This window comes from Streptomyces sp. NPDC058198 (assembly GCF_042882605.1).
Taxonomy (GTDB): Bacteria; Actinomycetota; Actinomycetes; order Streptomycetales; family Streptomycetaceae; genus Streptomyces.
Genome location: NZ_JBHVVP010000015.1, coordinates 17,450 through 30,339, shown reverse-complemented (window position 1 = coordinate 30,339; position 12,890 = coordinate 17,450). Strand labels below are relative to the sequence as shown.

Here is a 12,890-nt window from a genome sequence, read left to right as displayed (position 1 = left end):
GGGAGGGGAATGGCCCGTGCGGCGGCCGCGCAAAGGGCCGGGCCCGGGACGATGTCCCGGGCCCGGCCCTTCAGCCTGCCGACGGCTACGCGTTGCTCACGCGTACGCCCGTCAGTTGTCGTCCTCGTCGATCAGGAAGCCGCGCATCGGCGAAGGCGCCTGCTGCATCGGCTGCGGCGCCTGCGGCCGCACCGGTGCCATCGGCTGGGTCATCGCCGGCGACATCTGCTGCTGGCCGCCGTACGACGGACCAGAAGGGCCTCCGTGACCCATGGGGTTGCCACCCATGCTGTGACCCATCGCACCCGCGCCGGCCGGAGCCATCGACGGGGACGGCGGCAGCGAAGCGGCCGCCGGGGTGCGCGGCGGGGCCAGCGAGTCGTCCGCCTGGGTCTCCAGCTGACGCAGCTGGCTCTCCAGGTAGGACTTCAGGCGCGTGCGGTACTCGCGCTCGAAGCCTCGCAGGTCCTCGACCTTGCGCTCCAGCGTCGCGCGCGCGGACTCCAGCGAGCCCATCGCCACGCGGTGCTTCTCCTGGGCGTCCCGCTCCAACGCGTCGGCCTTGGCGCGCGCGTCGCGCTCCAGGCCCTCGGCGCGGCTGCGTGCCTCGCCGACGATCTTGTTGGCCTCGGAGCGCGCCTCGGCAATCGCCTGGTCGGCGGTCTGCTGGGCAAGCGAGAGCACACGTGCGGCGCTGTCGCCGCCGGGGCCCTGACCGGGCTGCTGCATCTGCGGGTTGTGGCCGCCCATGGGGCCGCCCATCGGTCCACCCATGGGACCGCCCTGGCCCATCGGGCCACCCTGACCCATCGGACCGCCCTGGCCCATGGGACCGCCCTGCATCTGGCCACCCTGCATCGGACCGCCCTGCATCTGGCCACCCTGCATGGGATTGCCCTGCATGGGGTTGCCCTGCATCGGACCGCCCTGCATCGGGCCGGGGCCGTGCTGGCCCTGCGGCCCGTGCCCCTGAGGACCGTGACCCTGCGGACCGTGACCACCATGGCCGCTCGGCCCCGCGGGAAGCTGCGGAGCCCCACCGGGCAGCTGGGGCGGACCCATCTGCGGCGGCTGCTGCTGGACCGGCGGTCCAGATATGGCGGCGGGCACAGGTGCCCCCGGTCGCTCCTGCTGTTCGGGCGGCTTGCGCATGCCCTGCTGCTGTTGGTTCTGCGCGGCGGCACGCGTGGCGGCGGCCAGCTTGGCGCGCAGGTCCTCGTTCTCGCGGAGCAGGCGCGTCAGTTCGGCCTCGACCTCGTCGAGAAAGGCATCGACCTCGTCCTCGTCGTAGCCTTCTCGGAGGCGGACGGTCGTGAACTGCTTGTTCCGCACGTCCTCAGGGGTCAACGGCATCTCTTCTTCACCTCTACGTAGTCGTCGGCAGTCGGCAAGACCGTATCGTTCACATTCCCCTCGCAAGACTGCTCACGAGCGAGATCAGGATGTACACGATGATCATCAGAACGAAGAAGGACAGGTCGAGTGCCACGCCCCCGAGACGCAGCGGCGGAATGAACCGCCGCAGGAGCTTGAGCGGTGGATCGGTGACAGTGTAGGTGGCCTCCAGAACGACCACCATCGCCTTGCCGGGTTGCCATGAGCGGGCGAACTGGAAGACGTAGTCCATGACCAGCCGGAAAATCAGCACGATGAGGAAGCACATCAGCGCGATGTAAACCACCTGTAGTGCTACGCCCATCCCGCGCTTCCCTCTCCCCTGGTTTTCACTCTGCACCGGCCGTGCGGCCGGGTCGTTCCCGCCGTGCGACCGGGTCGTTCCCGGTGCCGTGTTCTCAGCTCTGGTTGAAGAATCCGCCCTCTGCGATGCGGGCCTTGTCCTCCGCCGTGACATCGACGTTAGCAGGAGACAGCAGGAACACCTTCTGCGTCACTCGCTCAATGCTGCCATGAAGACCGAAGACCAGACCCGCGGCAAAGTCGACAAGTCGCTTCGCATCCGTATCGTCCATCTCCGTGAGATTCATGATCACCGGAGTGCCCTCGCGGAAGTGTTCCCCGATGGTACGGGCCTCGTTGTAGGTCCTCGGGTGCAATGTGGTGATGCGGTAGGGCTCCCGCTCGGACACAACCTTGGGCATGATCACCGGTGCGTTCTTCTCCAGACTCGGGCGTTCAGGTGTGATGGATGCCACGGGGGCGATACGTGCCGGACGTCCGCTTTCTGCCGCTAGCGGAACCGCCTGGCGCTCACGCTGCGCGGGTGGTTGGACCACGCGCATCGGTTCTTCCCGCTCGGGCTCGTGCACGGGCTGGTGCACGGGCTGGTGTCGCCGGTGCTCCCGCTCGGGTTCCGGCTCGGGTTCGAAGTCGTCGTCGGGGTCAAAACCCCGGCCGTCGTACCCATCGTCCTCCACGAGGCCGAGGTAGACCGCCATCTTGCGCATCGCGCCGGCCATGCTCTGAGTCCTCCGCTCTGTGGTGGATCGGCCTCGTCACCAAGTGCCCGCGATCCACTAGGTCTGACCGCCTTTCGGCGGAAATGACCATATTTTCTGCTGTGGTCCGACTTGCTTCGCGACGTTACCCGAGCCGGGGTCGGACTCCGAGTACCGCCGTACCGACGCGTACATGTGTCGCTCCGGCCGTCACGGCGTCCTCAAGGTCCGCACTCATCCCTGCTGACACCATGTTCGCAGCCGGATGGTCCGCGCGCAGGCGGGATGAGAATTCCTGCAGCCGCTCGAACGCCGCCTGTTGCCGGCCCGCGTACGGTCCGGCCAGCGGCGCCACGGTCATCAGCCCGCCGAGCCGCAATCCTGGCGCACCGGCCACCGCGGCCGCCAACTCCTCGATCCCGTCGGGCGCCACGCCGCCCCTCGCCCCGCGTTCGCCGGACTCGGCGTCCAGCGCGACCTGGATCAGGCAGCACAGCTCACGCTCCGTACGTGTGGCGGCGGCGGAGAGTGCGGAAACGAGCTTGAGCCGGTCGACGGACTGCACCACATCGGCATAACCAGCCACAGAGCGAACCTTGTTCGTCTGCAATTGACCGACAAAGTGCCAGATAAGCGACAAATCCGTGCAGGCGGCTGCTTTGGGGGCGGCGTCCTGGTCGCGGTTCTCGGCGACGTGCCGGACGCCCAGTTCATGGAGCAGCCGGACATCACTGGCGGGGTAGGTCTTGGTGACCACGATCAGGGTCACCTCGTCCCGCGCGCGCCCGGCGGCGGCACAGGCGGTGGCGATACGTTCCTCCACCAGCGCGAGATTGGCCGCGAGTTCGGTCTTCCGGTCGGTCATGCCCTATCAGTCCAGCCAGACATAGCCGGCGAGCCGCCCGGTCGTGCGGTCGCGACGGTACGAATAGTGATCGCCCGACTCCAGGGTGCAGGCCGCGGAACGCTGCCGGTCCCGGATCCCGAGAGTGTCGAGCTGTGCGTGCACTCCGGCGGTGACATCCACGGCCGGGGTGCCCCAACTGGTCTCGGACCAGGCTTCCGGTACGACGGCGGCGACCTCGTCCCGCATCCGCGCCGGCACTTCGTAACAGCGTCCGCAGACGGCCGGTCCGGTACGGGCGGTGATCCGCGACGGCTGCGCGCCGAGCGAGACCATGGTCTCGACGGCGGCCGGGACGATCCCCGCGACCAGGCCGGGGCGCCCGGCGTGGGCGGCGGCGACGACCCCGGCGACCGGATCGGCCAGCAGCACCGGGGTGCAGTCCGCGGTGAGTACGGCGAGGGCGAGGCCGCGCCGTACGGTGACGATCGCGTCCACGGCCGGGACGTCCTGAGAGGTCCACGGTCCTTCGACGACGGCCGCCTCGCGGCCGTGCACCTGGTTCATCCAGACGACGCGCGCGGGGTCGAGCCGCAGGGACTTCGCGGCGAGCTCGCGGTTGGTCTGCACGGCCGCGGCGTCGTCACCGACCGCGCCGCCGAGATTGAGCTGCTCATACGGAGCGGCGCTCACCCCGCCCCACCGGTCGGTGAAGGCGAAGTGCGCGCCGCTCAGTGTTTCGTGCTGCCGTATCACTTCAAGAAGTCCGGAACGTCCAGCTCTTCGACCTGGTTGTCCTGGTACGGACGGGCCGTCGGGACCTGCGGCGGGCTCACCGAGAACGACTTCTCGTTGATCACCGGGGCGGGTTCGGACCTGGCCGGGCTGTCCTCGCGGGGCGGCACGGTACCCAGTCCGCTCGTGGACCGGCCGCTGTCCGTGGACCGGGACGGGGCCGGCTGCTCGTCGCGCTTGGCCGCGCCGGCGCCGAGGACGGTCTCGCGGCGGGTCGGCGGCTGTCCGCCGTCGAAGCCGGCCGCGATGACGGTGACCCGGACCTCGTCGCCCAGGGCGTCGTCGATGACGGCGCCGAAGATGATGTTGGCCTCGGGGTGGGCCGCCTCGCTCACCAGCTGCGCCGCCTCGTTGATCTCGAAGAGACCGAGGTCGGAACCGCCGGAGATGGAGAGCAGGACACCGCGGGCGCCGTCGATGGACGCTTCGAGGAGCGGCGAGGAGATCGCCATCTCGGCGGCGGCCACCGCGCGGTCGTCGCCGCGGGCCGAGCCGATCCCCATGAGCGCCGAGCCCGCCTCCGACATCACGGACTTGACGTCGGCGAAGTCGAGGTTGATCAGACCGGGGGTGGTGATGAGGTCGGTGATGCCCTGGACACCCGACAGCAGCACCTGGTCCGCGGACTTGAACGCGTCAAGCACGCTGACCTGGCGGTCCGAGATGGACAGCAGCCGGTCGTTGGGGATCACGATGAGGGTGTCGACCTCTTCGCGGAGCTCGGCGATGCCGTCCTCCGCCTGGTTCGCGCGGCGGCGGCCCTCGAAGGTGAACGGGCGGGTGACCACACCGATCGTGAGGGCGCCGAGCGAGCGCGCGATATTGGCGACGACGGGTGCGCCGCCGGTGCCGGTGCCGCCACCTTCGCCGGCGGTGACGAAGACCATGTCGGCCCCCTTGAGGACCTCCTCGATCTCCTCACGGTGGTCCTCTGCCGCCTTGCGACCGACTGCCGGGTTGGCTCCGGCCCCGAGGCCGCGGGTGAGTTCGCGTCCTACGTCGAGCTTGACGTCGGCGTCGCTCATCAACAGGGCTTGCGCGTCCGTGTTGATCGCGATGAACTCGACGCCCTTGAGGCCGACCTCGATCATTCGGTTGATGGCATTGACACCACCGCCGCCGACACCGATGACCTTGATGACTGCGAGGTAGTTCTGCGGTGCTGCCACGTCGAAGGCCTCTCGCCTCGAGTTACGTGTCGTCGCTTCGCGGTTGTAGCGCCGCGACGACTGATGCCGATGGGACGGTCCGAAACGCCGACCCAAACCCTGACGTTGAACTTCAGGGTTACCAGTGTGTCCGCTTCTTGGACTCTTCCGAACAGGACACTAAGTCGACAAGTGGCGCACGTTCAACGAACACGCCGAACCTCCCGTTTTTCTTTTCACCCTATGTGATCACCCATAGCGCTGACCAACCAGGGTGCTGGCCAGCGCAAATGCCCGTCAACTGCCCGACGCCGCAGGCGCGGTGGGTGCACTCACATCGAAGTACCCCGCCTTGGGAGCCGCTTTCATCAGAGCGGTGAGCGCACGCGCCTTGGCCGCGCCGTCCTCGCCGCTCCCCCACATCACCGTACGGCCGCCGCTCAACTGCAGGGAGATCGAGTCATACGAACGTACCCGGATCACCCTGGTGTCCTTGGCCACTTTCGCGGGAAGTTCCCTGCGGACCCGCACCGCTTCGAGGACGAGACGGCCGGTTCCGAAACGGCCGAGACTGGCCGACTGAGCCGCTGTCATTTTCAGCAGGGGTACGCCGGCGGGCGCCGTCCCCACCGTCGCGAAACGCACGCCCTTGACGTCCACTTCGATGAACTTTGCGCCCGTTTCGATCAGCAGAGCGGGGGTTCGCTCGATCACTTTCAGACTGATTCCGTGCGGCCATGAACGAACGACCTCGACCGAGTCGATACGCGGCAGTTTCTGCCGGAGCCTGGCCTCAATCCCGTCCGTGTCGACGGAAATCAGCGGCGCCCCGACCGGCACGGCCGCGGCGGTCTCCACCTGGGCGCGGGTGAGTACGCCGGTACCCGAGGTGCTCACCCGCTCGACCCGAAGCCAGTTCGAGCCGTACAGCACCCAGGTGCCGCCCGCGACCAGCACGGTCGCGACGATCAATACGATCATCAGCCACCGCTTGGGCAGCCGGAGCCGGAGCAGGCGGGCCAACGGCCCCCGAGGAGGGCGGCCGGACGCCGACTGCGGTCGTGCGTCACGCTCGGCGGTCGTCGGTCCGGCCACGCTCCCCTGCCTCCCTACGCCTTGCGGCGTGCTGCGATCGCCTCGTACACCATGCCGACCAGCAGCTCATCGGCGTCCCTGCGGCCGAACTCGGCGGCCGCGCGGGACATCTCGTACAGCCGGTGCGGATCGGCGAGCACCGGAAGCACATGACTCTGCACCCACTGGGGCGTGAGTTCGGCGTCGTCGACCAGCAGTCCGCCGCCGGCCTTCACCACCGGCTGGGCGTTGAGCCGCTGTTCGCCGTTGCCGATCGGCAGCGGGACATACGCGGCGGGAAGCCCGACGGCGGAGAGTTCGGCGACGGTCATCGCGCCCGCGCGGCAGAGCATCATGTCCGCCGCGGCGTACGCGAGGTCCATCCGGTCCACGTACGGTACCGGGATGTAGGGCGGCATTCCGGGCATGTTGTCCACGCGCGGCATCTCATTCTTGGGACCGACCGCGTGCAGGATCTGGATTCCGGAGCGCTGGAGCATCGGGGCGACCTGCTGCACCACCTCGTTGAGCCGGCGCGCGCCCTGCGAACCGCCGGAGACGAGCAGGGTCGGCAGGTTCGGGTCGAGCCCGAACGCGGCCCGCGCCTCCGGACGGACCCGGGCCCGGTCCAGGGTGGCGATGGTGCGGCGCAGCGGGATACCGATGTAGCGGGCGCCCCGCAGCTTGCTGTCCGGAGTGGAGACCGCCACCCCGGCCGCGTACCGCGAGCCGATCTTGTTGGCGAGGCCGGGCCTGGCGTTGGCCTCATGGACGATGATCGGCACCCCGAGCCGCTTGGCGGCGAGATAGCCGGGCAGGGCGACATAGCCGCCGAAGCCCACGACGCAGTCCGCCTTGGTGCGTTCCAGGATCTGCTCGGCGGCCTTGATGGTGCCGCGCAGCCGTCCGGGGACGGTGATCAGCTCGGGTGTGGGCTTGCGCGGCAGCGGTACGGCCGGGATCAGTCCCAGCTCGTACCCCCGCTCGGGTACGAGCCTGGTCTCCAGGCCGCGTTCCGTGCCGAGGGCCGTGATCCCCACGGTGGGGTCCTGCCTGCGCAGGGCGTCCGCGAGGGCGAGCGCCGGCTCGATGTGGCCGGCGGTCCCCCCACCGGCGAGTACGACATGCACCGAAATTCACCGCTCTCCGGACGGACGCTTCTTGACGCGCCGTCTCATCGTCTTCCATCTCACCCCGGGCCGTCTCATGGCCAGGGCCGCTTTCGCGGCGGGATCCTCTCGCGCGAACGCGATCAGCAGCCCGATAGCGAACATGGTCGGCAGCAGGGCCGACCCTCCGTAGGAGAACAGCGGGAGCGGGACTCCGGCGATCGGCAGCAGGCCGAGCACCGCACCGATGTTGACCACGGCCTGCACCGTGATCCAGGTGGTCACACCTCCCGCGGCGTACCTCACGAAGGGATCCTCCGTGCGTCCGGCCACGCGGATACCCGCATAGCCTAGAGCCGCGAACAGTGCGAGCACCGACAGCGTCCCCGCCAGACCCAGTTCCTCCCCGGTGATGGCGAAAATGAAGTCGGTGTGCGGTTCGGGCAGTTGGCCCCACTTTTCCACACTCGCGCCGAGGCCGGAACCGAACCATCCGCCGGAGGCGAGAGCATAGATTCCGTGCACCGCCTGCCAGCACTGTCCCTCAGGGCCCAGATCGATCGCGCCGACGCAGGAGAACCTGGACAGCCGGTTCGCGCTGGTCTTGATGAGCATGAAGCCGACCAGGGCGGCGACGCCGAGCACCCCGCCGAACAGCCGGGTGGGCGCTCCCGCCAGCCAGAGCAGCCCGAAGAGGATGGCGGTGAGAATGATCGCCGTACCCATGTCGCCGCCGAGCATGATCAGCCCGAGCAGCATGAAGGCGACCGGGACGAGCGGCACCAGCAGATGCTTCCACTGGGTCAGCAGCCGCCTGTCCTGCTTGCGGGCGAGCAGGTCGGCCCCCCACAGGATCAGCGCCAGTTTGCCGAACTCACTGGGCTGGAGCTGGAACGGGCCGCCCAGATAGATCCAGTTCTGGTTGCCGTTGACGGAACGCCCTATCCCGGGGATCTGGACGAGCACCATCAGGAAGACCGAGCCGACCAGCAGCGGGTAGGAGAACGCGCGGTGGAGCTTGATCGGCATCCTGGAGGCGAGCAGCAGCAGACCGGTGCCGAGGACCACCGCGACGAACTGCTTGCGGAAGAAGTACGTGCCCGGCAGTGACAGCTGCAAGGCGTAGATCATCGAGGCGGAGTAGACCATCACCAGGCCGAGCACGGTGATCAGCAGACCGCTGCCGAGGATCACGTAGTACGCGGTGAGGGGCCGGTCCCAGGCGCGGCGTGCCTGCTCGTAGAACCGCCGTGGTCCCGCGCCGCGGGGCCGGCGGGGAGCGCCGGTCCCGCCGCCCCTGCCGCGGGCGGGCGGGCGGCGTACGGCGGCGCCGGCGGCCCGGCCACGCAGCGCGAGCCCACGGCCGCGCACGGTCCCGCACGCCGCTGCCGCGTCCGCGCCCCCGTCAGGTCCTGAGTCCGCACCGGGCGCTCCCGCGACGGCAGGCGTGCCCGCCGGGCCCCAGCGGCGTACCAGGGGCCGCCGGGCCCGTCCCGCGGTGTCGTCGGCCGGCATCGTCGCTGTCCCCTCCAGTCATGCCTGGCGCGGCTGCCGGGGATCCGGGGCCTGCGGCGAGAACCGCCGGTGTCGCGGTCAGCACGGCACGGAGGCCGGGCCCGGTCAGACGTGCTCGGCGGCGAGTGCGCGTACCGCGTCCGCGAACGCCTCGCCTCGCTTGTTGTAGTTGGCGAACATGTCCATCGAGGCACAGGCGGGGGCCATCAGTACCGTGTCCCCCGGCTGCGCGAGCCGTGCCGCTTCGCGGACCGCCGCCGACATCGCCCCAGTGTCGGTCCGGTCGAGGTCCACGACCGGGACTTCGGGGGCGTGTCGCGCGAGGGCTTCCCGGATCAGCGCCCGGTCGGCGCCGATCAGGACCGCGCCGCGCAGCCGCCGCGCCGACGCGGCGACGAGCTCGTCGAACGTCGCGCCCTTGGCGAGGCCGCCCGCGATCCAGACGATCGGGTCGTAGGCCGCCAGGGACGCCTCCGCGGCATGGGTGTTGGTGGCCTTGGAGTCGTCGATGTAGGTGACGCCGCCGATGTCCGCGACCTGCTCGATCCGGTGCGGGTCGGGGCGGAAGGCGCGCAGCCCGTCGCGTACGGCCGCGGGCTCGACGCCGAAGGCGCGGGCCAGGGCCGCCGCCGCGAGGGCGTTGGCGATGTTGTGCGGGACCGGCGGGTTCACATCGGAGATCTGGGCGAGCTCCTGGGCCTGCTCGCGGCGGTTCTCGACAAAGGCGCGGTCGACCAGGATGCCGTCCACGACTCCGAGTTGGGACGGTCCCGGGGTGGCGAGGGTGAAGCCGATCGCCCGGCAGCCCTCCTCGACGTCGGCGGCGCGCACCAGGTCCTCGGTGGCCGGGTCGGCCGCGTTGTAGACGCAGGCGACGCTGTTGCCCTCGTAGATACGGCCCTTGTCGGCGACGTACGCCTCCATGGAGCCGTGCCAGTCCAGATGGTCGGGGGCGAGGTTGAGGACGGCCGCGGAGTGGGCGCGCAGGCTCGGCGCCCAGTGCAGCTGGTAGCTGGACAGCTCGACGGCGAGGACGTCGTACGTCTCCTCGCCGGTGACGGCGTCCAGCAGCGAGACGCCGATGTTGCCGACGGCGGCCGTACGCAGCCCCGCCGCCGCCAGGATCGAGGCGAGCATCCTGACGGTCGTGGTCTTGCCGTTGGTGCCGGTGACCGCGAGCCAGGGGGCCGCACCGGGGCCGCGCAGCCGCCAGGCCAGCTCGACATCGCCCCAGATCTCCACCCCGGCCGCCGCGGCGGCCGTGAAGAGCGGCTTGTCCGGCCGCCAGCCGGGAGCGGTGACGATCAGCTCGGTCGCCGCGGGCAGGGTCGCTCCGTCGCCGAGGCGCACGGTGATCCCCAGCTTCTCCAGCTCGGCGGCCTGCGCGCGGGCCCGTTCGTCGTCGCCGTCATTGACGACGGTGACCTCGGCACCGAGCTCACGCAGCACCCGGGCCGCCGGGATCCCGGAGACCCCGAGACCCGCGACGGTGACCCGCTTGCCGTGCCAGTTCACTTCTCGGCCGCCCAGCCCGCGTAGAAGAGCCCCAGACCCACGATCACGCACATGCCCTGGATGATCCAGAAACGGACCACCACCAGGACCTCCGACCACCCCTTGAGTTCGAAGTGGTGCTGGAGCGGTGCCATCCGGAAGACGCGCTTGCCGGTCATCCGGAACGAGCCGACCTGGATCACCACGGACATGGTGATCAGGACGAAGAGGCCGCCGAGGAGGGCCAGCAGGAACTCCGTACGGGAGCAGATCGCCAGTCCGGCGAGGGCGCCGCCCAGCGCGAGCGAACCGGTGTCGCCCATGAAGATCTTGGCGGGCGAGGTGTTCCACCACAGGAAGCCGAAGCAGGCGCCCATCAGCGCCGAGGCGACGACCGCCAGGTCGAGTGGATCACGTACCTCGAAACAGGCGTTGGGGTTGGTCAGGGTTCCCGCGTTGGCGCAGGACTCCTGGAACTGCCACAGGCCGATGAAGGTGTACGCGCCGAAGACCATCACCGAGGCGCCGGTGGCGAGGCCGTCCAGACCGTCCGTCAGGTTCACGCCGTTGGACATCGCGAGAATCATGAACAGCGCCCAGACCACGAACAGCACCGGGCCGATCGACCAGCCGAAGTCCGTGACGAACGACAGCTTGGTGGAGGCGGGGGTGTTGCCGCGGTAGTCGGCGAACTGGAGCGACAGCACCGCGAAGGCGATACCGACGATCAGCTGGCCCGCCATCTTGGCCTTGGCCCGCAGGCCCAGCGACCGCTGCTTCACGATCTTGATGTAGTCGTCGAGGAACCCGACGAGCCCCATGCCGGCCATCAGGAACAGGACCAGCACACCCGAGAACGTCGGGTCCTCGCCGGTGATCACCTTCGCCAGGGCGTAGGCGATCAGCGTGGCCAGGATGAAGGCGATGCCGCCCATGGTGGGCGTGCCCTTCTTGCTGCCATGGCTGCGCGGGCCGTCGTCCCGGATAAACTGCCCGTATCCCTTGCGGGCCAGGAGCTTGATCAGCAGCGGAGTGCCGATCAGGGTCAGGAAGAGCCCGATGGCTCCCGCGAAGAGGATCTGCCTCATCGGCCGGCGACCTCGCCCTCGCTGGCGTTCCCGAGCAGTGCCTGGGCGACCCGCTCGAGACCGACCGACCTGGAAGCCTTCACCAGCACGACGTCTCCCGGACGCAGTTCACTGCGCAACAGGTCGACCGCCGCCTGCGCGTCGGACACGTGCACCGACTCCTCACCCCACGAACCCTCGTTGTAAGCGCCCAGTTGCAGCCAGGACGCTTCCCTGCCCCCGACTGCCACGAGCTTGCTGACGTTGAGCCGGACGGCTAGCCGTCCGACCGCGTCGTGCTCGGCGAGCGAATCGTCACCCAGCTCGGCCATCGGGCCGAGCACCGCCCACGTACGGCCCCCCGTGGCCCGTGAGGCACCACCCATGGCGGCCAGCGCACGGAGCGCCGCTCTCATGGATTCGGGGTTCGCGTTGTAGGCGTCGTTGACGATCGTCACGCCGTCCGAGCGCTCGGTGACCTCCATACGCCAGCGGGAGAGGGTTCCCGCCTCGGAGAGCGCCACGGCGATCTCGTCGACGGACATGCCCAACTCATAGGCGACGGCGGCCGCGGCGAGCGCGTTCGACACGTGGTGCTCACCGTACAGCCGCAGCATCACGTCGCTGCACCCGGAGGGTGTCCGAAGCCGGAAAGCGGGCTGTCCGGTCTCGGTGAGGCGGACGTTCTCTGCCCGTACGTCTGCTTCGTCTGACTCTCCGAAGAGGACGGTACGGGCCTTCGTGCGCGATGCCATCGCGCGGACGAGGGGGTCGTCGGCGTTGAGCACGGCGACGCCGCCCTCGTCCGCCGACGGCAGGGACTCCACCATTTCGCCCTTGGCCTGGGCGATCTGCTCGCGGCCGCCGAACTCCCCGATGTGGGCGGTGCCGACGTTCAGTACGAGGCCGATCCTGGGCGGGACGAGTCCGGTGAGGTAGCGGATGTCGCCGATGTAGCGCGCGCCCATTTCGAGGACGAGGTAGCGGGTGTCCTCGACGGCACGCAGCGCGGTCAGCGGCAGACCGATCTCGTTGTTGAGATTCCCGGCCGGCCAGACCGTGGGTCCGCTGCGCTGGAGCAGCTGGGCGATCAGATCCTTGGTGCTGGTCTTGCCGGCCGAGCCGGTGAGCGCGACGGCGGTGGCGCCGAGGCGTTCGACGACGGTGCGCGCGAGGGCACCGAGGGCCTGTACGACATCGTCGACCACGATGGCGGGCACGCCGACGGGGCGGGTGGCCAGCACGGCCACCGCGCCCGCCTGGACGGCGGTCACCGCGTAGTCGTGCCCGTCGACGCGCTCGCCGGCGAAGGCGGCGAAGAGACTGCCGCTCTCCACCGTGCGGGAGTCGATGACGACGGGTCCGGTGACCCGGACGGACTGATCCGGTATGTCGTGCGGCTGCCCGCCGACGATGGCGGCGATCTCGGCGAGAGAGAGGGCGATCAC

At 69.6% G+C, this 12,890-nt stretch carries 12 protein-coding genes; all 12 read right to left on the bottom strand.

Annotated elements, in window-relative coordinates; translation table 11 throughout:
- Positions 1–111: 111 nt before the first annotated feature.
- The 12 genes from ACFVWW_RS30845 to murF all read right to left on the bottom strand — a co-directional run bounded on the left by ACFVWW_RS30845 (position 112) and on the right by murF (position 12,890).
- Complete coding sequence (locus tag ACFVWW_RS30845) at positions 112–1,353, bottom strand: DivIVA domain-containing protein (RefSeq protein WP_384193336.1); 1,242 nt, start codon at positions 1,351–1,353, stop codon at positions 112–114.
- Positions 1,354–1,402: 49 nt separating this feature from the next.
- On the bottom strand, positions 1,403–1,699 hold the full coding sequence (locus ACFVWW_RS30840; protein WP_384193339.1) for a YggT family protein: 297 nt from the start codon (positions 1,697–1,699) through the stop codon (positions 1,403–1,405).
- A 94-nt stretch (positions 1,700–1,793) separates the two neighbouring features.
- Positions 1,794–2,417, bottom strand: coding sequence for a cell division protein SepF (locus ACFVWW_RS30835; protein ID WP_384193342.1), 624 nt, complete (start codon positions 2,415–2,417; stop codon positions 1,794–1,796).
- 124 nt (positions 2,418–2,541) lie between these two features.
- Complete coding sequence (locus tag ACFVWW_RS30830) at positions 2,542–3,261, bottom strand: YggS family pyridoxal phosphate-dependent enzyme (protein ID WP_384193344.1); 720 nt, start codon at positions 3,259–3,261, stop codon at positions 2,542–2,544.
- A gap of 6 nt (positions 3,262–3,267) precedes the next feature.
- The gene (pgeF, locus tag ACFVWW_RS30825) at positions 3,268–3,996 is read right to left on the bottom strand and encodes a peptidoglycan editing factor PgeF (protein WP_386877836.1); all 729 of its coding nucleotides are present in this window, start codon (positions 3,994–3,996) and stop codon (positions 3,268–3,270) included.
- Positions 3,993–5,204: a cell division protein FtsZ gene (gene ftsZ, locus ACFVWW_RS30820; RefSeq protein ID WP_384193349.1), complete on the bottom strand. Its 1,212-nt coding sequence runs from the start codon at positions 5,202–5,204 to the stop codon at positions 3,993–3,995. Before ftsZ ends, pgeF begins: the two co-directional genes overlap by 4 nt.
- 276 nt (positions 5,205–5,480) lie before the next feature.
- Complete coding sequence (locus ACFVWW_RS30815; protein WP_384193352.1) at positions 5,481–6,278, bottom strand: cell division protein FtsQ/DivIB; 798 nt, start codon at positions 6,276–6,278, stop codon at positions 5,481–5,483.
- A gap of 14 nt (positions 6,279–6,292) precedes the next feature.
- On the bottom strand, positions 6,293–7,387 hold the full coding sequence (gene murG / locus ACFVWW_RS30810; RefSeq protein ID WP_384193355.1) for an undecaprenyldiphospho-muramoylpentapeptide beta-N-acetylglucosaminyltransferase: 1,095 nt from the start codon (positions 7,385–7,387) through the stop codon (positions 6,293–6,295).
- 6 nt (positions 7,388–7,393) lie between these two features.
- A complete protein-coding gene (gene ftsW / locus ACFVWW_RS30805; RefSeq protein ID WP_384193358.1) occupies positions 7,394–8,881 on the bottom strand; it encodes a putative lipid II flippase FtsW in 1,488 nt (495 codons plus the stop codon).
- Positions 8,882–8,986: 105 nt separating this feature from the next.
- On the bottom strand, positions 8,987–10,396 hold the full coding sequence (murD, locus tag ACFVWW_RS30800) for a UDP-N-acetylmuramoyl-L-alanine--D-glutamate ligase (protein ID WP_384193361.1): 1,410 nt from the start codon (positions 10,394–10,396) through the stop codon (positions 8,987–8,989).
- Positions 10,393–11,463 carry a phospho-N-acetylmuramoyl-pentapeptide-transferase gene (mraY, locus tag ACFVWW_RS30795; RefSeq protein WP_384193364.1) on the bottom strand — a complete coding sequence of 357 codons (1,071 nt, stop codon included), beginning with the start codon at positions 11,461–11,463 and terminating at the stop codon, positions 10,393–10,395. The genes murD and mraY overlap by 4 nt, the downstream gene beginning before the upstream one ends.
- Positions 11,460–12,890, bottom strand: coding sequence for a UDP-N-acetylmuramoyl-tripeptide--D-alanyl-D-alanine ligase (gene murF, locus ACFVWW_RS30790; RefSeq protein WP_384193367.1), 1,431 nt, complete (start codon positions 12,888–12,890; stop codon positions 11,460–11,462). The genes mraY and murF overlap by 4 nt, the downstream gene beginning before the upstream one ends.

Excerpts from the sequence above, each read along its gene's own strand:
- ACFVWW_RS30845 (WP_384193336.1), bottom strand. The coding sequence starts at position 1,353 with ATGCCGTTGACCCCTGAGGACGTGCGGAACAAGCAGTTCACGACCGTC.
- ACFVWW_RS30840 (WP_384193339.1), bottom strand. The coding sequence starts at position 1,699 with ATGGGCGTAGCACTACAGGTGGTTTACATCGCGCTGATGTGCTTCCTC.
- ACFVWW_RS30835 (WP_384193342.1), bottom strand. The coding sequence starts at position 2,417 with ATGGCCGGCGCGATGCGCAAGATGGCGGTCTACCTCGGCCTCGTGGAG.
- ACFVWW_RS30830 (WP_384193344.1), bottom strand. The coding sequence starts at position 3,261 with ATGACCGACCGGAAGACCGAACTCGCGGCCAATCTCGCGCTGGTGGAG.
- ftsW (WP_384193358.1), bottom strand. The coding sequence starts at position 8,881 with ATGCCGGCCGACGACACCGCGGGACGGGCCCGGCGGCCCCTGGTACGC.
- mraY (WP_384193364.1), bottom strand. The coding sequence starts at position 11,463 with ATGAGGCAGATCCTCTTCGCGGGAGCCATCGGGCTCTTCCTGACCCTG.